Source organism: Streptomyces sp. NPDC008137, from assembly GCF_042957035.1.
GTDB lineage: Bacteria > Actinomycetota > Actinomycetes > Streptomycetales > Streptomycetaceae > Streptomyces.
In genome coordinates this window covers 14,906-32,753 of the sequence record NZ_JBIBHN010000012.1, presented here as the reverse complement: position 1 = coordinate 32,753, position 17,848 = coordinate 14,906, and the positions used below count along the sequence as shown (strand labels likewise).

At 71.5% G+C, this 17,848-nt stretch carries 13 protein-coding genes; all 13 read right to left on the bottom strand.

Features of this window, described 5'->3' with window-relative positions; all coding sequences use genetic code 11:
- Positions 1-15: 15 nt before the first annotated feature.
- The 13 genes from ACFZBT_RS20550 to ACFZBT_RS20490 all read right to left on the bottom strand — a co-directional run bounded on the left by ACFZBT_RS20550 (position 16) and on the right by ACFZBT_RS20490 (position 17,712).
- A complete protein-coding gene (locus ACFZBT_RS20550; RefSeq protein WP_391105380.1) occupies positions 16-552 on the bottom strand; it encodes a phage baseplate assembly protein V in 537 nt (178 codons plus the stop codon).
- A 41-nt stretch (positions 553-593) separates the two neighbouring features.
- A complete protein-coding gene (locus ACFZBT_RS20545; RefSeq protein WP_391105378.1) occupies positions 594-1,733 on the bottom strand; it encodes a hypothetical protein in 1,140 nt (379 codons plus the stop codon).
- Entirely contained in the window at positions 1,726-2,100 is a 375-nt protein-coding gene (locus ACFZBT_RS20540) for a hypothetical protein (protein ID WP_391105376.1), read from the bottom strand. The genes ACFZBT_RS20545 and ACFZBT_RS20540 overlap by 8 nt, the downstream gene beginning before the upstream one ends.
- A gap of 8 nt (positions 2,101-2,108) precedes the next feature.
- A complete protein-coding gene (locus ACFZBT_RS20535) occupies positions 2,109-2,807 on the bottom strand; it encodes a hypothetical protein (protein ID WP_391105374.1) in 699 nt (232 codons plus the stop codon).
- A gap of 16 nt (positions 2,808-2,823) precedes the next feature.
- Positions 2,824-3,444: a hypothetical protein gene (locus ACFZBT_RS20530; RefSeq protein ID WP_391105372.1), complete on the bottom strand. Its 621-nt coding sequence runs from the start codon at positions 3,442-3,444 to the stop codon at positions 2,824-2,826.
- Between the two features lie 91 nt (positions 3,445-3,535).
- Positions 3,536-10,438, bottom strand: a complete 6,903-nt coding sequence (locus ACFZBT_RS20525) for a DUF4157 domain-containing protein (protein ID WP_391105370.1) — start codon at positions 10,436-10,438, stop codon at positions 3,536-3,538.
- Positions 10,438-10,719, bottom strand: a complete 282-nt coding sequence (locus ACFZBT_RS20520; protein WP_391105368.1) for a hypothetical protein — start codon at positions 10,717-10,719, stop codon at positions 10,438-10,440. Before ACFZBT_RS20520 ends, ACFZBT_RS20525 begins: the two co-directional genes overlap by 1 nt.
- A gap of 35 nt (positions 10,720-10,754) precedes the next feature.
- Entirely contained in the window at positions 10,755-12,731 is a 1,977-nt protein-coding gene (locus ACFZBT_RS20515; RefSeq protein WP_391105366.1) for an AAA family ATPase, read from the bottom strand.
- 32 nt (positions 12,732-12,763) lie between these two features.
- Complete coding sequence (locus ACFZBT_RS20510) at positions 12,764-13,627, bottom strand: Pvc16 family protein (RefSeq protein ID WP_391105364.1); 864 nt, start codon at positions 13,625-13,627, stop codon at positions 12,764-12,766.
- 73 nt (positions 13,628-13,700) lie between these two features.
- Positions 13,701-14,456: a hypothetical protein gene (locus tag ACFZBT_RS20505; RefSeq protein WP_391105362.1), complete on the bottom strand. Its 756-nt coding sequence runs from the start codon at positions 14,454-14,456 to the stop codon at positions 13,701-13,703.
- Positions 14,449-15,183 carry a hypothetical protein gene (locus tag ACFZBT_RS20500; RefSeq protein ID WP_391105360.1) on the bottom strand — a complete coding sequence of 245 codons (735 nt, stop codon included), beginning with the start codon at positions 15,181-15,183 and terminating at the stop codon, positions 14,449-14,451. The genes ACFZBT_RS20505 and ACFZBT_RS20500 overlap by 8 nt, the downstream gene beginning before the upstream one ends.
- A 105-nt stretch (positions 15,184-15,288) precedes the next feature.
- On the bottom strand, positions 15,289-15,813 hold the full coding sequence (locus ACFZBT_RS20495) for a phage tail protein (protein WP_015662275.1): 525 nt from the start codon (positions 15,811-15,813) through the stop codon (positions 15,289-15,291).
- 33 nt (positions 15,814-15,846) lie between these two features.
- Positions 15,847-17,712, bottom strand: a complete 1,866-nt coding sequence (locus ACFZBT_RS20490; RefSeq protein WP_391105357.1) for a phage tail sheath subtilisin-like domain-containing protein — start codon at positions 17,710-17,712, stop codon at positions 15,847-15,849.
- Positions 17,713-17,848 lie beyond the last annotated feature (136 nt).

Sequence of the window (17,848 nt, the reverse complement as noted above, 5' to 3'; positions counted from 1 at the left end):
GATCTCTTCCCCCGTCTATCGCTTCGAGAGCACGGTCAGCTGGCCCTCGTTGATCGTCACTTCACGTCCGCGCAGTACGACCTCGGCGCCCGCGCCGGTCGCGATGACCACGGCTTCCTTGGTGATGCGGATGTAGGCGCCGCCCTGGGCCTGGAGGAGGATCCCCTGCTCGGCGCCGGGCGTGTCGTTCATGACGAGCTTGTGCGCCTGCGGTGTCTGCACGACGACCGGCTTGCTCGGCGAGTTCGCCTGGAGCTCGCGGCGCGCGTCGGGCGGCAGCTCGTCGGCGGCGCCGTACCAGCACCCCGTCCACACCGGGAAGCTGGGGTCCCCCTGCTCGAACTCCACCCACACGCCCGCGCCGGGCGGGGGCACCACGAACTGCCCGGACTCCGGCCCGGTGAAGGGCAGGCAGGGCAGCGCCCAGGTCGACGGCTCGTCGCCGAGCACGTCGGGAACCTCGACGGTGACGCGGCCGATGCGCAGCGGGTCGTTGTTGTCGACGACCCGGCCGCGGAACTTGCCGAGGTAGCGATTGCTGGGTGCCGCCATGGTGGAGGTGCTCCTGGTCGATGGTCGGGTCGTGGGTGGGTTTACGGCCGTACGTAGTCGCTGCGGGCTTCGAGGCCCTCCCGGGAGAGGGTGAAGTTCTGCTGGAAGGAGCCCGGCCGCAGGTTGTGGGTGACGGACTTGACGTAGTAGTCGCCGTCGTAGGCGCGTCCGGCGCCCCGTACGCCGACGAGCTGGCGCGGCTGGAGGATGTAGCCGTGCCGGTTGACGTCGAGGGAGCCGGAGCCGGAGACGACGTCGGCGGAGACGGCGGCGCGGGCGAGCAGTTCGGCCTCGGCCTGCTCGCGCTGCTGCTTGGCGGTGCCGGACAGCGTCTTGCGCTTCAGGGCCGGGGTGGGGCGCCTGCCGAGGGGCGGGCGCAGCGGGCTGATCGGCGGTTGCGGCAGCAGGGTGGACTGCCGGGTGCCGGGGTCCTGCCAGCGTGCCTGCGGCTCTTCGCGCGCCGTCCCGTCGTAGGCGAACGTCATCTGGTCGACGGTGGACTGGGCGTCCATGTTGACGTTGAGGGCGTGCTGGCGGATGCCGAGCCGGACCTCCGGGCCCCAACGGGCGGACGACTGACCGGGGTCGGGGCCGGGCTCCAGGTAGAAGGTGTAGCCGTTGGCGCGGGCGAGCTCGGTGACGTACTGGAGGTCGGTGCCGGTCTGGTAGTGCACGCGCAGGTCTTGGTGCGGGGGCTGGGCGACCTTCTCGGTGTAGACGTCGGGCCGGATGCCGTAGTCGGAGTAGCGGCGCAGGATGGCGAGGGCCCGCTCGGAGGGCGGCAGGTTGGGGTAGCGGGCGGTGCGCTCCTCCAGGTCCATCAGCAGGGTGAGGTCCTCGCCCGTGACGGTGAGGGTGGAATGCCCGGGCCGGTTGCTGGCACCGACCTCCTGACGCACCACCAGCCCGTCGAAGAGCACGGCGGCCGTGCCCCGCACGTTGACGGTCACGATCAGGCGGGTCTTCGGATCGAAGAATCCCTCGGGCAGCAGCCGGCGGCTGATGATGCCGTTCTTGGTGAGGTCGAAGGCGAGCTGGAATCCGCTGCGCTCGCCCGCGGTGGCGGTGATCTGCGCGGAGAGCAGGGCCTCGGTGACCTCGGCGGGCACGGGGCGGGCGAGCTTGGGCCCCATGAGGAGGGTGATGTGCACGGGGCCCTGCCCCACGGGCAGGTCAAACACGCCTGTCCCCCTGCGGGAAGCCACCGGCGATCGGAATACCGATGATCCGCCCGGCCTCGTCGGTCAACTCGCGTGGATCGAGCACCGGGTTGGCGTCGGCGATCTGCCACCACTGCCCGGGGTCGCCGAAGTACCGCTGGGCGAGCAGGTCGGGCCGCTCCCCCGCGCCGACGACGTGAGGCTGGGCCTCCTGGTGGCCGCCGTCGTCCAGAGGCGGCAGCAACCGGCGCTTGGTGTACCGGACTTCACTGCCGTCAGGGCGACGGTGCACCCCGATCTCGGCGTCGTGGTACCGGCTGGTGCGCGGATACGGATGAGCGCCGGGGATGGCGTCCAGGGCGCTCTCGTACGGTTCGACGTCGGCCATGGTGTGGCTCAGCCCCTCCTGATCGATGCGCTCGCTGCTCCGATGCCGCCGCCGAGTCCCAGCGCGCCGAGGCTGCCGCCCCGGGCTGCGGCGGCCAGCCGCTCCTTCTGCGCGAGATGCGCGAGATAGAGATCGGCACCGCGGTGCCCGGCGGGCAGATCACTGACGGTGAGGATCTTCATGCCGATGCTGAGGGAGGCGCGGATGGGATTGAGGTTCACGTCGAAGGCGGACTCGTTCACGGACAGCTCCGTCAACCGCACCGGCATGACCCGCTTGCTCCCCCACGTGAACAGCGTCAGGGGCATCTCGATCGGGCTGATCTCGATGGCACCCTTCTGCGACAGCCGGCTGGCGGCGCGCAGTTGCGCGGTGGTCGGCTGTACGAGCATCTCCAGCGTGGCGAGCTGAGGGTGGATCCCGTCGGGCACCGCGATCTCGAACTGATCCGTCGCGTCGATCTCGGCGGTGAACTTCCAGGTCTCCTGCGCGGGGCCCTTGAGCCTCAGCGCCTCGTTCCGGTCGCCGCTACCGGTCCCGCCGCCTCCGGCGTCACCGCTGTCACCGGCCGACTGCGGGCTCACGCTGCGTTCGAGGGTGTCCGGGTTGAACTGCAGCACGATGATGCGTTGGGGGGTGCCGGTGTCGGGGTCGACGACGACGATGCCGGAGCGGATGGGTTTGGGGATGTCGGCGTAGCGGGTCATGGGTTCCTGTCCGTATCTAGCGCAGACGCTCGGCGAGCCGGACTCGCAGCGGTTCGTAGTCGTGCGCGGGGAACAAGTCTGGGAAGACGCGGAGCATTTCGTTGAGAAATCGCACGGTCACCTCGAATCGGTCGTGCGCCAGGGAAACGTCCGTGAACAGGTACTGCCAGCCCAACGTTCCCTTGGTGACCCGCAAAGCGTCGAGGTAACCGCACAGATCGACATCCATGTGATGGATGCCGCCACGCACGTCACTGAACCATATCTCCGGATTGTGTACGGAGCCTTGCCGGATACGCAGCGAGGCGACCTTGCCCGTGCCCGACAGGCTAGTAGTGTCGAAATCCCGGAGCTCGGACAGAAACTCCCGCTGCTCCGGCGAGGGGTCAGGCGAGCGGTCGACCGGTGCGGAGTCACGCAGCGCCCGGACGAGGGGGATGACATCGAACTCCCCGGCGAACAAAGGGTCTTCATCCTCTTCGGTCATCCCGGCCCCCCAGCCGGCCGCCACATCCGAAAAACGCAAATAACACTCTTTCAACGAGGCATCGAGGACGATACCGTCTCGCTCTGCGAGCGACGCGAAAGCGGCATCCGCATCTGCGACCTCCCCGTCGGGGAATTCCAGGGTGTCCATGTCCAAGAGAACATCGGGACAGTTCCTCAACTCTTCGAATACATCGATCCAGGCGCTCTCAACAGCTGTTGGTTCCATCATTCTCCCCACCTCAGAAATTGATCTTCACTCGTGCAGCGATCAGCTTCGCGAGGTCCTTTCGCAGCCGCTGAGCCGGTTCCCCAGTGAGGCCCGCAGCACCGGAGGACAGAGCCCCGACGAGGTCGTCTACGCTGTGATAGCTTCCGGGGGCGGCAGCGAGCAGCTTGACTATTTTCTGCGCGGTCGAGTCGGATACTCGCGTCACCATTCTCACCGTGGCCGCTTTCGCCTTCTTGATATCGAATCCTGCTGTGATGTTCGGCGCCGGAAAATTCTCCGCCCAGGTGCTTGTCGAACCCTTCTCCTGCCACTGATTGCCGGACACCTTGTAGCCGCCCCAGCGCACCCCCACGCGCCGCGGAAACCCTGGATACTGTCCCCGGTAATTAATGGACACCTGATACCAGATCATGTCTTCCGGGTCGGCCGGAATCGTTCCGTGCTCGACCACGTGCCCGAGAGCCGCTTGAGCGGGATGCTCGATCTGCACCATGGCCCTTGTATTGATGGCTCCCAACGCGGGCACGAGGTTGGACGTGGACGAATGGCCGCCGATCTTCGCCGGAAGCATGTGCATGCGCACCCAGAATCGACCTCGTTCGGAGCGTCCACCCGGGAGTTTATCCAGCTCCTTCCAGCCCACCGGATGGGCGCTGCGTCGCTCGTCCGCCTCCGTACCCTTCGGCGTGCTCTTCTTGATGAATCTGGCCTTGAAGTTGAAGGCCATGGGCCCGTCGGCGAACGGCGGCAGGATGGTGTCCGGCTTCGGCGGCTCCTTGTCGCCGGCATTCCGCTGCTCCAGCAACTCCGCCAGGCCCTCCATGGCGTCCCGGAGCCGCTCGATTCGACGCTGGAAGGCCACGTCGCCCAGCGTGCCTCGGCTGATGCCATGACGGTTGCGGGGTTTGGGCAGGGAGTTCTGCATGGTTTCGACCGTCTGGGCCTGGCGACGTGCCGCGGCAATGACATCCGTCATCGCATCCGCGAGGTCCGTCTTTCCCTTGTTCCTGAGTCCCTGGATCTCTGTATCCCAGTCCCCGAAGTACCCGGTCATGGCCTGCAGGACACTACGGACCGCCAGGTCGGCGCTCTTGCCCTTCCCGTCGAAGAGGAGGGTGTGGGGCTCGCCGTCCTTCGTGCGGAACCGGACCCTGGGCAGTTCGAAGTCCGTGATGCCGTTGTTCTCCCGCTGACGCTCTTCTTCCCGTCGCCGATCGCGGCCGTGACCACGGGTCCGGTCCCTGCCGTGTTCGTTCCGGCGTCGCCACTGCTCCCGCAGCCGACGCAAGCGATCGCTCAGGTGATTGCCTATCCTGCGGCGGGCCTTTCCATAGAGCCTGCGGCCTGCCCTGCGGGCCCTGTTGACCGCCGACTTGATGGTCTGGCGGGCGCGGCGGAGCGGCCGGCGGCGGGGGCGGTCCTTGTCGGTGTCGCGGCGCTTGTCGTCGTCACGGCGGCGGTCGTCGGTGCGGTCTTCGTCGCGACGGCGGCCGTCGTCCCGTCGGCGGTCGGTCCTGCGGTCGTCGTCACGGCGACGGTCGTCCGTGCGGCGTTCGCCCGGACGCGTGTTCTTCGGGTCGCGGTCACGGTCGCGGTCGTTCGCGTCGCGGCGGCGGTCGGGGCGGGCCGGGCCGCGGCGGGTCGGGGTGTCGCGGCGGTCGGGCCTGTCGTCGTCCTTCAGGCGGCGGTCCGCGTCCCGCATGCGCTTGCGGGCCGCGTTCACCTCGCGGCCCTCGTCGCGGCGTTCGTCGTCGTCGCGGCGCTTCTTCGGGCGGGTGGTGTGTGCGGGGCGTCGCTTCTTCTCCGGGGTGGGGCGCTTGCCGGGGCGGGGCTTCGACGGGGGGCGGGAGGTCTTGTCCGGGGACGGCTTGCGTGGTGCCGACGGGCGGCCGGCGGGGCTGTCGTCCGTGCGGTCGGCCGGGCGGTCCGGGGTGCGGTCGTCGGTCGGAGCCCGGCGTTCGTCCTTGGGGTTGGCGGGAGCGTCCGGCTTGTCGTCGGCGGGGCCCGGCTTGTGCTTCTTGGTGCGGAGGTTCTTGAGCATGCCGCCGAGCCGTTCGGCCACCTTGCCCATGAAGCGGCCGACGCCCTCGACGAGGAACTCGTAGACCAGCTCCAGCAGCGCCACGACCCCGGCCGCGACCGCCTTGGCGAAGGGCAGCGCGCCGTTGCCGCTCTTGACCGACTTCAGGAAGTCCATGAACAGGCCGAAGGCGGCGAGGATCTCGCTGAGGGCGCCCCACGCGGTCTGCAGGGCGTCGATGATCGCCATGACCCAGCCGGCGCCGGGGATGAGCTTGGCGACGACCTTCTCGACCACCATCACGCCGATGATGACGGGGAGTTGGGGAAGAGCCTCGTCCCAGGCCATCTGCGCCATCTGCTCGACGGTGACGCCGCCGGAGATCAGCTCCTGGAAGTCCTCCACCGGGATGCCGATGATCTCCTGGACCTTCTGGTTGAACCAGGCCCTGACCGCGGTCTTGATCTCCTCGAAGAGGTGTTCCTTGGCGCCTGTCTCCGCGGCGGCACCGGCCTTGCTGATCCAGTCACCCGGGTCGGAGACGATGTCGTTGAAGATGGCCGCCCACTCACCGAGCGCGGCGACCGCGGCGGCACCGAACTCCAGCGCGCCGACGGTGACCGTCTCGGCGATGTCGACCGCCGCCAGCAGGCCGCCCTCCAGGGCGTCGAGGCCGGCCAGGAGCGCGCCGCACAGGCCGTCGAGGAGTTTCCCGGCGACCTCCTTCAGCGCGTCGGCGAACTCATTGACCTTCTGTACCGCCCAGTCGCGCGCGCCGTCGATGGTGTTGCGCCACTTGTCGCGCATCGCCGGGTAGTCGGCGAGGAGCTCGTCGCCGAGGGCGATCAGCGCGTCGGCGAAGGTGTTGATCTGGTCGATGACCCAGTTGCGGGCGTCGTCGATGAGCTTGAAGACCTGCTGCTTGAACTTGTCGATGAGGTCGGTGACGACCTGGCGGGCCTTCTCGAAGACGCTCTTGATGGCGTTCTTGAGCTGCTCGAATAACTCCTTGAGCTTCTCGATGGCCTCTTCGAGCCAGTTGTCGGCGTCGTCCTTGCCGTCCTCCTGCTTCTTCTCCGCCTCCTTCTCGGCGCCCGTCTGCTCGTCGTCGATCTTCTTGTTGTCGTCCTCGGTCCGCTTGTCGACGTCCTTGTCGGTGTCCTCCTCCTTCTTCTTGATGTCGTCGCGGACCTTGTCGTACTTCTTGCCCTTCTTGCCGTCGATCTCCGAGACCTTGTCGTCCTGCTCCCCGCGCCACCGGTCTCGTGAGTCGGCGATGTCGGAACGGCCCTTGTCGCGGGCGTCGGACTGCTTCTTGCCGCTGGCCGTGACCTCCTTCTGGAGGTCCTGGTCGTGCTGCTTGCGGTCGTCCGCCGCCTTCTTGTCCTTGGCCTGGCGCTCCTGCCCCATCCTGTCCCGGCCCTGGGAGAAGCCGGCCTGGATCTGCGGGCCCCGGTCGTGCTCGGCGACCGCGGAGGCGGACTCGATCGGCACACCGCCGCCCGACACCGACCGCGCGCCGCCGCCCTTCGCCGTCTTCTTCCCGCCGGGCACCTTGCCGGTCAGGGTCTCCTTGGGCACGTCGGGATAGATCTGGTCCTCGCCCATCGGGCGGGCCGCGTCGTCACGTCCCGACCGATGCAGTTCGTTCTTCCGCTCGTCGAGCTTGCGGCCCTGCTCGTCGGTGCGCCGCGGGTCCGAGTCGTTCTCCAGCGGAAGCCTCGGGGCGTCGCCCACACGGGCGTTCTTCAGCCCCTCGTCCTCGGTCGGCAGCCCGAGGATGGAGTCGATCAGGTCGTCGAGCGGGAGGATCTCCTTCAGCAGCTTGCCGAACAGCTGGGCGCCGATGGTGACGGCGATGTCCCACCAACTGGGCTCCGGCACGTTCGCGCCCGGGACGTCGCCTTCGGGCTTCTGCTCGCCGTTGATCTCGGGCGTCTTGCCCTGAGCCGCGTCCGTACGGGCGACCTTGGCGTTCGTGTACGTGCCCGGGGCCGCCGCACGCGGGCCGCCGGGGACGGTGCGCGGGGAGCCGGAGGGCCGCTGCGTCTTCGGCGGTGCCTTGCGCAGGCTGGTGCGCTCCTTGTCGACCGAGCGGCCGACCGCGCTGCCGACGCCCTTGAGCGTTTCCAGGGCCTGGTGCGGCTTGAGCCCCGCGGCCGTCGACAGACCAGACTCGGGGGTGGCGTTGGAGACGTCCGGGGGCAGGGTCTCCTTCTTCGCCTTGGGATTGGCCTTGGATCCGCCGGATGCGGAGGGGCGGCCGCCGGAGCGGACGGGGGCGGGGGCCGGGGACTTGCGGCCGCCGCCTCCGCCGCCGCCCCGGCGCGACGCGGTCTTCGCGGCCTTTCGTGCCACCTGGCGCTTGCTGCCCGTCGGGCGGGAGCGCGAGCCCGTGGAACCGCCCGATGCTCGGCCGGCTTCCGGGGACTCGGCGGCTTTGGGCGTGTTGGTCTTCGCTTCCGGTCCTGCCGCCATAGGCGAAGGCCCGTTGCCCGGTGCCAGTTTGGGCGCGCTCGCGGGTCCCGGAGTGGAGACCTTGTCCGGGCCGCTCTCCGGGCCGGGGGTGGTGGCCGGGCCCTTGCCTTCGGTAGCGTCCTGGCCGCCGCCGGGTGACGTTTCGGGTGCGGGAACCGTCGCCCCCTGGTCCCCGCCGGTCTCACGCCGGCCGTTCGCCGAGTCGGCCTCAGGCTTGTCGGCCTGCTTGTCCTTGCCCTTCTCGACCCCGGAGTCGGCCTCCTTGCCGCCGCTGCGGTCGGGAGCTCCTGCTTCCGGCTTCTTGGCGCTCTGAGCCTGGCTCTCGCCGCCCTTCTCCGTTCCCGTGCTCGACGGCGAACCGGCACCCTGTGTACGGGCGTCCTCGCCCGACTTGGCCAACTGGTCGGGCGCGGCGGTCTCACCGGGCCCCGCAGCGGCACCGGTCGCCGCGCCGTCCGAGGTCCGGGCCTCCTCGTCGCGTCGTGCGGCCTCGGCGTCCTCCTTGCGTTCGTCCGACTGCTTCCGGTCCCGGTCCGTCCCGGCGGCATCGGCCATCGAGGCCGCACCGGGAGACGCAGTACCGAGGGCACCGCCGATTCCGGACGTGTCGGTCTGCTGCGCGTCAGCCGTACCGCTCAGGAGGTCCTCGAAGGACTCGCCGCCGGGGCCTTCCTCCTCCTCGGAGCGGGCCGCGGCGTCCCGGGGTGTGCCGGGCGTGGCCTCCTGCGGTGCCGTGTCCGGCGCCGGGGCGTCGGAGGCGGACGACAGGCTGGGCAGCGGGGCCGTACCCTTCCGCCGCTCCTCGACGAGGCTCGGGTTCTTCGCCGCGTCCGTGAAGCCGACGAGGTCGGCATCGGGCACGGGCTGCGCGCCGGCCGCCCCGGCCGTGTCGTCCCCCGCGTCCCGTTCCGTGTCGTCCTGCGCTGGCTCCGCGTCCAGCCCCAACGGCTCGTCGTCGCCGTCCTGTTCGTTCTCGGGGTCGCCCACCGCACGGGCCGTGCCGGTGTCACCGCCGGTCCGGGACTTCTCGCCGGGCTCGGCGCCGCTGCGGTCGACGGTGCCCGGGGCAGGGGCCTGGCGGCGGGTCGTCTCGGACGCGCCCTCGTCCTCGCGCCGCTCCTGCTCGCCGGCCTGCCTCTCGGGCTCCTGGGCGGCCTCGTCCTCGGGGCCGCCCTGGTCCTCCTCGGCGTTGCGCTCGTCCTTCTTGTCCTGGTCCTGCTGGTCGCGTTCGGTGTCCGAGGCGTCCTTGCGTTCGTCGGCGGCGTCCTTCTCGGCGTCCCGGCCGGAGGCGTCCTTCTCGTCCTGCTGGTCCTGCGAGCGCTCCTGCTCGTCCTGGGAGCCCTCCTGCTGCCGCCCGGCCGAGCCCGCGCCGCCCTGGGCGTTCTCCTGGTCGGCGTCGCCGGAGGCGGATCCTCCGTCCTCCTGGTTCTCGGCGTCCTCTGCACGGTCGCCGCCGGGCGCGGGCCGGCCGTCCTGCGGTTTCCCGTCCGGCTTGCCGGGCGCGTTGGGCCGTACGTCCTGCTCGGGGACGGGATCGGACTCGGAGTCCTCGCGAGCGCGCCGCTCCTCCTCTATCTCCTCCGCCGCACCGGGGACAGCCAGCGGAGCCGCCGCGGAGTCCATCGGCAGCGGACCTGCCCGCTCCGTCTCCTCCACGCCCTCCAGCAGCCGGTCGACGGCGGGCACGGGCAGCCGCAGTTCCAGCCGGTCCAGGACGCTGTCCTGCACCTCGGGCGCCATGCGGGCCAGCTGGATCCGGACGCGGCCCGACCGGTCCTCCGGGTCGCCGCGCAGGGAACGCAGGAGGCCGTTGGCGAGGCGGTCGACGAGGGTCGCGGGGTCGAGCTGCTCCGTGCGGCGGCGGTCGGCGTCGACGGTCGCGTAGCGGAGCCAGCCGGGGGAGGCCTGTGCCTGGTCGAGGTCCGCGGCCGCGTACGGCCCGGGCTCCGTGCTCCGTACCAGGTCCTGCGCGGCCGACTCGGCCTCCTGTTCGATGGCCTGCTGCGGCAGGCTCACCGCGCCCAGGTCGCGGCCGGCGCGCAGGGTGCCGAGGCCGTGCGGGTTCTGGACGGTGTGCAGGAGTTCGTGGGCCAGCAGCCGACGGCCCTCGTCCGTGCCCGGCCGGTACGCCCCCTCGCCGAAGAAGATGTCCTGGCCGACGGCGACCGCGTCCGCGCCGAGCAGGTCCGCGAGCTGACCGGCGTCCCGGCCGGTGTGCAGGCGTACGCGGCTCAGGTCGTGCCCGAGGCGCTCCTCCAGTTCCCGTCGTACGCCGGGGTCGAGCGGCTGACCGGCGCCGCTGACGATGTTCTTCGGCTCTGGGGCGCGGGACGTCGCCGCACGCTCCTTGCGCTTGCGGCGGCGCTGCTCGGCGGACTGCTCGGAACGGCTGTCCTGGGTCGGGGAGTTGCTCATCACGCCGCCTCCCCACGGCCGCACAGGCCTTCGTGCACCGCGCGCGCCAGTTCCTGCCCGAGGCGGCGTGCGGACAGGCCGGCGGGCAGCGGGGGCAGGCCGGACAGGACGTCGGCCGTCCAGGGGCCGTCGGCGGGCACGCCGCGCTCGCGGACCAGCCGGGTCAGCTCGTCCTCGAAGGCGGCCGAGACCCGTTCGGGATCCGCGCGGAAGCCGTCGAGGACCAGCTCGCCTATCTCGACGCGGATCTCGCGCGGCGCCGGTGCCGGCGTCGCACTCACGTGCGTCCCACCGGTCCGCGTCCCGCCCGTCTGCGTCACACCCATCCGCGGACCTCCGTCGGCGTCAAGGAGCGTTCCAGCTTGAGGTATTCGGTGCGAGCCCCGGCGAGCATGTGCCGCATCTGGAGCGCCTCGCCCTCCTCCGCGGCGAGGAACGCGCCGGACAGGGCGATGTTGCGGATCGAACCGCCGGCCACCGTCAGCTGCGCGAGCAGCTCCGGGTCGATGTCCTTCACGGGAGCCTGCGGCGGCAGCACGCGGCGCCAGATCTCGGCACGTTCGTGCTCGGCCGGGAAGGGGAAGTCGACGACGAAGCGGATGCGCCGCAGGAAGGCGTTGTCCAGGGCCTTCTTCATGTTGGTGGTGAGGATGGCGAGGCCGCGGTAGGCCTCCATCCGCATCAGCAGGTAGCTGACCTCGAGGTTGGCGTACCGGTCGTGGCTGTCCTTGACCTCGCTGCGCTTGCCGAACAGGGCGTCGGCCTCGTCGAAGAGCAGGAGCGCGCCTCCGCGTTCGGCGGCGTCGAAGACGCGGCGGAGGTTCTTCTCGGTCTCGCCGATGTACTTGCTGACGACCTGCGAGAGGTCGATGACGAACAGGTCGAGGCCGAGTTCCCTCGCCATCACCTCGGCGGCCAGGGTCTTCCCGGTGCCGGAGCCGCCCGCGAAGAGCGCGGTGACACCCAGGCCACGGCGCAGGGTCGCCGCGAAACCCCATTCCTGGTGGACCACGGCGCGCTGACGCACATGCGCGACGATCTCCCGCAGCACACCGGTCTGCCGCTCGTGCAGCACGAGGTCGTTCCAGCCGGCCTGCGGTTCGATACGGCGGCCGAGTTCGTCCATGCCGACCCGGGCTTCGTCCAGACCGGCCCGCCAGGCCAGGCCGGCGGCGTCGAGCTCGTCCTCGTGGGGCAGTTCACGGCGCACGGTGACGGCGGCGGACCGTACGACATGCGGCGGCAGCTGGAACTGGGCGATCAGGGACCGCAGTTCACTCTCCTCCATGTCGGCCACGTCGCTGAACGCGTCTGTCCACAGGGCCAGTTGCTCCTCGTCGTCCAGGCGCGGCACGGCGATCCTGGTGCCGTGCGGGCGGTTAGTGCGGCGCGGGTCGTCGCTCGACACGACGACGGGTACGGCGGCCCCGGCCAGGAACGCCTCCGTGGCCGCCTGCTGGTCCCGGTCCGGCTCGCCGAACTCCAGGAGCAGCGCGGCGGGCAGCAGGATCGCCTCGCGCTGCCACAACCGGGCGAACCGGTCGCGTTCTGCGGGGTCGACGGGGATGTCCTCGGCGCTCAGCGCGTACAGCCCGAGACCGGCGCGCGCGGCGGCCGCTGCGGCGATGTCGGCACGGCTGCGCAGGTCGCCGCCGACCAGTTCGACGAGCAGCGGCGCTTCGGGCCGTGCGCCGTCCTTCCAGCCGGCGGCGACCCCGCTCGCCGCGAGGTCGTACGACGGCGGCAGCCGGTCGGGCACGGGCGTGCGGCGCAGCCGGCCGTGCAGCCGGGCGTCCAGGTAGGGCGAGCCGAGCAGGAAGTGCAGGACGCGTTCGTCGAGCCGGAGCCGTGAGGTCGTCAGCCCCGACACGTCGTCCGGCTCCACGATCCGCCAGCGGCGCAGCGGGGACACGGGCGGCAGCGCGCTCCAGTGCGGCTCGTCCAGGGCGGCCAGGGCGAGCGAGAACGTCGGGTACGCCCGCTCCGGATCACCACTCGCCGCGGCGCATCGGGCGCCGGTGGTGGGCTCCAGCTCCTGCGCGGCCGTGAGAAGGACGAGGTCCCGCTCGAACGCGGTGAGCCCGAAGCAGGCGACCACGGCGTCGAGGGGCGCGGTGCCGGGACCGTCGGCGGGCTCGGGCAGGGGTGCGTGCGCCTCCCGTCCCTCGGTCGTCCCGTCCGCGCCGCGCAGGGCGTGGGCATCGACGCGGGCCAGCACGCGCCGGATCTCCGCCGTCAGCGTCGTGCGGTCGCCCGTCGCCGCGGCGACCGCGGCCGTTCCCCGCGCTCCCATGTCGTCACCTGCCCCCGTCGCTTGCATGTGCCTCAGCTCTCCGCGTCCTCACTGCCGTCCGCGTTCCTGTCCGACGGCTGTGACCGTGCGGACTTCGCAGGTCTGGCGGCCGGCTTCTTCGCCGTCCTGGCCGGTTGCGCCGGCTTGCGGCCCCGAGCCGACTTGGCGGGCGGCTTCGTCTCGGTCCTGGCCACGGCCTTCGTCGGCTCGGCGGGTTCCGCGGCCTTCCTCGAGGGCCCGGCCGGCTCGTCCGCCACCGCGACGGTTTCCCGGGACGGCGCGCCCGGCGCCCCCAGCGGCAGCACCCGCACCTCCGGCCGCTCCACCGGCTTCGCCGGCACCGGCGTCTCGCGCCCGTCGATGAGGACCAACACCGCCTGGTAGACGACCGACAGGGTGTACGGCGTCTGGTGGAGCATCCCCCACAGCTTGGACGTCTCGTCGACGTCCATCGCCGTGGGTGTGAACCGCACCCACTGCACCGCCTCGGCCAGGTCGCTCCCGGACAAGTGCGGCCGCTGACCGGCGAGTTCGATGATGTCCCTGGGCAGTACGGGTATCTCGTGCAGGGTGCGCACGACCGAGCCGATCAGGCGTTGCCCGACCAGTTCCGCCTCCTCGCCGTACGCGCTGATCAGGTAGTGCAGGTCGAGCGCGGCGGCCGGCCGCCGGACCAGGGCACCGTCGGACGCCCGGGCCGGCAGGTCGTTGTTGCGCTGTGAGGTGTTGGGCGTGACCTGGTACAGGAACACGGTGATGGTCGGCTCGAGAGGCGGGTCGGCCGGTGGCTTGCGCGGCTCGACCTTCACCGCGATGTCGATGTCCGGCGGAAGGTTGGCCTCGATCAGCAGGGCGAGGGCCTGGGTGACATGGGCGAGGGCAAGTGCGTTGCTCATGGCGTCGGTTCCTCGGTCCCTCTCCTCGTCCTGGTCCTTCTCGTCGTACGGCCGCCGTGCCGTCGCGTGTCACTCACTCGCGTCCCCTGGCCAGATAGTCCGCCAGGCTGACCGCGGCCCGGGGCCGCTCGGCGTCCCGGGGCCGGGGCCTTTCTCCACCGCCCTGCGGCGCGCCGCCCGCGGTGACCTCCAGCCGCCCGATCCGCACCTGCACCACCTGCTCGGCCGGGCGCCCGGGGCGGCGGGCCGCCGCCTGCCGGACGGCGTCCCGTGCGGCCGCCGTGTCCGCCGCGCTGGGGAGCAGCGGGGCGGACACGGCGGCTGGGGAAGCGGCGTCCGCACCAGGGGGGGTCGGGACGGACGCCGCGTTCGTGGGGGCCGCCCACTCGGTGCGGCCCCGGCCCGCCGTGCGGCGGGCGGTGTCGGGAACCGGCCGCAGCACGGGGCCCGTGGAGGTGACGGGACGCAGCAGCGGCCCTTCGGACTCGGCAGGCCGGGCGGCCGGACGAAGCGCGGGCTCGCCGGGTGCCGGGGCGGGCTCGGTCCGTACGACCGTCCGCTCCCGTTCCGTACGGACGACCTCGCGGGCCGTCGGACGCGCCCCGTCCGGCCGGGCGGCGGCGGCCGGTGCGGCGACGGGCCACAGCGGCTCGGTGCCGTCCGGGTCCGGTGCGGTGGCCCGTACCGTCTCGACGCGTTCGAACGGGCCGGCCAGTCGCGGCCGTACCCGCACCACGCCGGGCCGCCGCGCGGCGGGCGCCGCGTGCCGGGCGAGCAGTCGGTCGAGGAAGTCGGGCTCCGGCCGCCCTTCCGTGGTGGAGTCAGACATCCGCACACAGCTCCAGGTAGTAGCGGCGCCGCAGCGGGCTGAGCGCCAGGATCTCCGGCTCGCTCCAGCCGTAGGCGGTGGCGAGCAGATGGACGTCGAGCAGCAGGTCCCGGGCCCAGGCGTCCAGTTCGGTCCACAGGTAGGAGGCGATGTCCAGCTCGGCCCGGGTGGGCTCCCCGCATTCGGGACAGGCGACGGCGAGCGTGACGTCGGCCCCCGGGTCGGCGGCCCGGGCCGCCTCGGCGACCCGCCGCTGTACGGCGACGGGCAGCGTGTCAGCGGACACGGGCCGTCCGTCGCGTACGGCGGTGACCACACACCGCGCCAGCAGCGCCCGGCGCGGGTCGGCGTCCCGGGCCGCCGCCGTCAGGTCGGCGACCCCGGGCACCCGGAACTCGACCTCCCAGCCGTCCTCGGCGACCCGCACCAGCGGATCGCCCCGGTCGGCCGGGCTGCGGGCGAACTCCCCGGCGTCCAGCTCGAACTCCATGTCCGCGCCGCACGCGCCGCACTCCAGGCGCACCTGCATCCGCTCGCCGAACAGGGCCCGGCGCAGCGCGAACAAGTCCGCCTCACGTTCCCCCACCGGCAGCGCCAGCAGTGTCTGCCGATCGCCGCCCAGGTCCGGCCGCGCGGCCCCGTGCAACAGCAGGGCGCGCCCGGCCGGGTCCTGGGCCAACCCGGTCTCCCAGGTGGCCAGGACGTCGGCCGCCCGTGTGATGACCATGCCTCCCCCAACACGTGCCCCATAGGGGCGCGGGGAACTGCGCGACCAGCCCCCACGAACCCGCGGACGAACAACAACCCCACCACGGCGCCCCCAGCGGAGCGCCTACGCCGGGTTCAGGAACGACGGCTCCTCCGGCTCCGGCACCTCGTAGTCCCGCTCCCAGCCCTCGCACTCGAGCTTCAGCGTCTGGATGGCCACCGCGTTGGCGTTGGCGTCCAGTTCGCCGAGGACCTGGTACTCGCTCGGCCAGGTCCGGTACAGCTTGTGCGAGACGGCGACCTGGCCGGCCTCGTTGAGGACCTGGATGACGATGTCCTTGCGGAAGTCCGCGAGGGACACCTCCGAGCCGAGGCCCGCGCCGACCTGCCAGACCTTGTTGGCCCAGCGGTCGAACTCGGGGTCATGTGTGACGCCGCGTTCCAGGGTGATGCCCTCGAACTCGGAGCGGCCCGGCGACTTGCGCGGGGACGAGGGGTCGCCGCCGTGGCGGTGCTTGACGACCTCGGTGGTCCGCTTGAGGGGACTGATCTTGCTGATGCCCGCGACCGTCCGACCGTCCCACAGGACCAGGAACTTGAAGTTCTTGTACGGGTCGAAACGATGGGCGTTGACCGTGAACTCTGCCATCGAAATGTCCTCAGGGATTCCTTGGAGCGTTCCTTAGAGCGCGAACTGTCCGGACGTCTGCTGGATCTTGACGACCACGAACTCGGCCGGGCGGACCGGCGCGATACCGACGAGGACGTTGACGATGCCGTTCTCGATGTCCTCGTCGGTCGTGGTGTCGCTGTCGCACTTGACGAAGTAGGCCTCGCGCGGTGTGCCGCCCTTGAAGGCGCCCTGGCGGAAGAGCGTGTGCAGGTAGGAGGAGGCGCTGAGGCGGATCTGCTGCCACAGGTTCTCGTCGTTGGGCTCGAACACCACCCACTGCAGGCCCCGCTGGAGGCTCTCCTCGACATGCAGCGCGAGCCGCCGTACGGGCACGTACTTCCACTCGCTGTCGAGGGCGTCGGAACCCTCCAGTGTGCGTGCGCCCCAGACGACCGGGCCGGTCACCGGGAACGTCCGCAGGACGTTGACGCCGAGCGGGTTGAGCAGGCCGGTCTCGCGGTCGGTCAGGTTGACGGTGAGCGAGTGGACGCCCGCGAGCCGTGCCTCGGTGCCGGCCGGGGCCTTCCACACGCCGCGCTCGGAGTCCGTACGGGCGATGACGCCCGCGACCGCGCCGGACGGCGGGAAGGAGCGCAGCCGGCCGGTGAGCGGGTCGGTCAGCTGGAGGTGCGGGAAGTACAGGCCCGCGTGGTTGCCGCGGACGGCGTCGAACGCGGCGAGCCCGGCACGGGCCGTGTCCACGCTGACCCAGGTGCTCGGCGCGTCGACCAGCAGGAAGATCCGCCGCTCCTGGCACAGCCGCTGGGCGGCCGAGACGACGGTGACGGCGTCCTCCGCCTTCTCGTACGCCGCGAGTTCGGGCAGCACGAGCAGGTTGACGTCGGCGACGCCGCGCAACGCCTGGACGCCGGACTTGTCGGCCTCGGAGCCGATGAGGTCGCGCGGTCCCGGAGCCTCGCCGTCCTCGCCGCCCTCCAGCGGGAAGACGGGCGGGTTGACGGAGGCCTCGAGGCCCAGGTCGTTGGCGCACTCGCCGAGGAAGCGGACGACATCCTCCGGGTCGGTGGAGCCCGCGACGACCTGGACCCGGCGGCCGAAGGCGGTGACCTCGGCGCCCGCGAAGGCGTGCTTGCCGGGCGCGTCGGGCAGGGCGCGCAGCTTGCGCTCCAGCAGCAGCGCCAGCTCGGCGACGGAGGACGGGGCCTCTCCGTCGCAGTCGGGGTCGTAGAGCGTGAACTCCCGCTCCACGTCGCCGATCTTGACGGTGAGGTCCACGGCGAGGTCGGGCAGCTCGTGCCCGAACGGCTTGGAGACGGTGCCGGACGGATCGGGCCGGCCCTCGCCGACGACCTCGACGCGGATCAGCCGGGAGCCGGCGTTGACGACGGTCTGCACGTACCGGCCGCTGGACGGGTCGGCGGACAGACCGGTGAAGCTCTCGCGGGCCTCGCCCTTGGCGTCGTGGACGCGCAGGTTGAAGGTCTCGTCGGGGCAGGGCGTGTCGAAGTCGACGGCGACGCGCAGGCCGTTGCCCCAGACGCCGGGTTCCCTGGCGTGCACCTTGAGGACGTCGCACTCGCTGTGGCCCTCGGTGGACTCCAGCGTGACGCAGGCGGCCCGGCCGCTGCCGGCCTTGGCGACCCGGACGATCACGGCGACGGTGCCGCCGTTGCCGAAGAACTGGTGAACGGCGTAGCCGACGGCGCTCTGGGCGCTCAATCCCCCGAAGCGGCGCTCGAACTCCGTGAAGCTGGTGACGCGCACCGGCTCGTTCAGCGGACCGCGGCGGGTGTGGCCCACGAAGGCGGTCACCGACGTGGTCAGGGTCGAGATGGTGCGGGTGCTGCTGGGAAGCTCTTCGACGTAGACGCCGGGATACGTCGGCTTGGCGGCGTTCACTGCACTCATCGGCATTCCCCCTCCTAATCCCTGTCTCGGGCACCGGATGAAGGCACCAAGAGACGGTGAGGGAGGGACGTTCCGGTCATGCGCGAGGAACTGCCCCCCGAGCGTCGGCGGTGGGCACGCGCACCTCATCAGTTCCCCCGTC

Excerpts from the sequence above, each read along its gene's own strand:
- ACFZBT_RS20550 (WP_391105380.1), bottom strand. The coding sequence starts at position 552 with ATGGCGGCACCCAGCAATCGCTACCTCGGCAAGTTCCGCGGCCGGGTC.
- ACFZBT_RS20540 (WP_391105376.1), bottom strand. The coding sequence starts at position 2,100 with ATGGCCGACGTCGAACCGTACGAGAGCGCCCTGGACGCCATCCCCGGC.
- ACFZBT_RS20535 (WP_391105374.1), bottom strand. The coding sequence starts at position 2,807 with ATGACCCGCTACGCCGACATCCCCAAACCCATCCGCTCCGGCATCGTC.
- ACFZBT_RS20530 (WP_391105372.1), bottom strand. The coding sequence starts at position 3,444 with ATGGACACCCTGGAATTCCCCGACGGGGAGGTCGCAGATGCGGATGCC.
- ACFZBT_RS20525 (WP_391105370.1), bottom strand. The coding sequence starts at position 10,438 with ATGAGCAACTCCCCGACCCAGGACAGCCGTTCCGAGCAGTCCGCCGAG.
- ACFZBT_RS20515 (WP_391105366.1), bottom strand. The coding sequence starts at position 12,731 with ATGGGAGCGCGGGGAACGGCCGCGGTCGCCGCGGCGACGGGCGACCGC.
- ACFZBT_RS20510 (WP_391105364.1), bottom strand. The coding sequence starts at position 13,627 with ATGAGCAACGCACTTGCCCTCGCCCATGTCACCCAGGCCCTCGCCCTG.
- ACFZBT_RS20505 (WP_391105362.1), bottom strand. The coding sequence starts at position 14,456 with ATGTCTGACTCCACCACGGAAGGGCGGCCGGAGCCCGACTTCCTCGAC.
- ACFZBT_RS20500 (WP_391105360.1), bottom strand. The coding sequence starts at position 15,183 with ATGGTCATCACACGGGCGGCCGACGTCCTGGCCACCTGGGAGACCGGG.
- ACFZBT_RS20495 (WP_015662275.1), bottom strand. The coding sequence starts at position 15,813 with ATGGCAGAGTTCACGGTCAACGCCCATCGTTTCGACCCGTACAAGAAC.
- ACFZBT_RS20490 (WP_391105357.1), bottom strand. The coding sequence starts at position 17,712 with ATGCCGATGAGTGCAGTGAACGCCGCCAAGCCGACGTATCCCGGCGTC.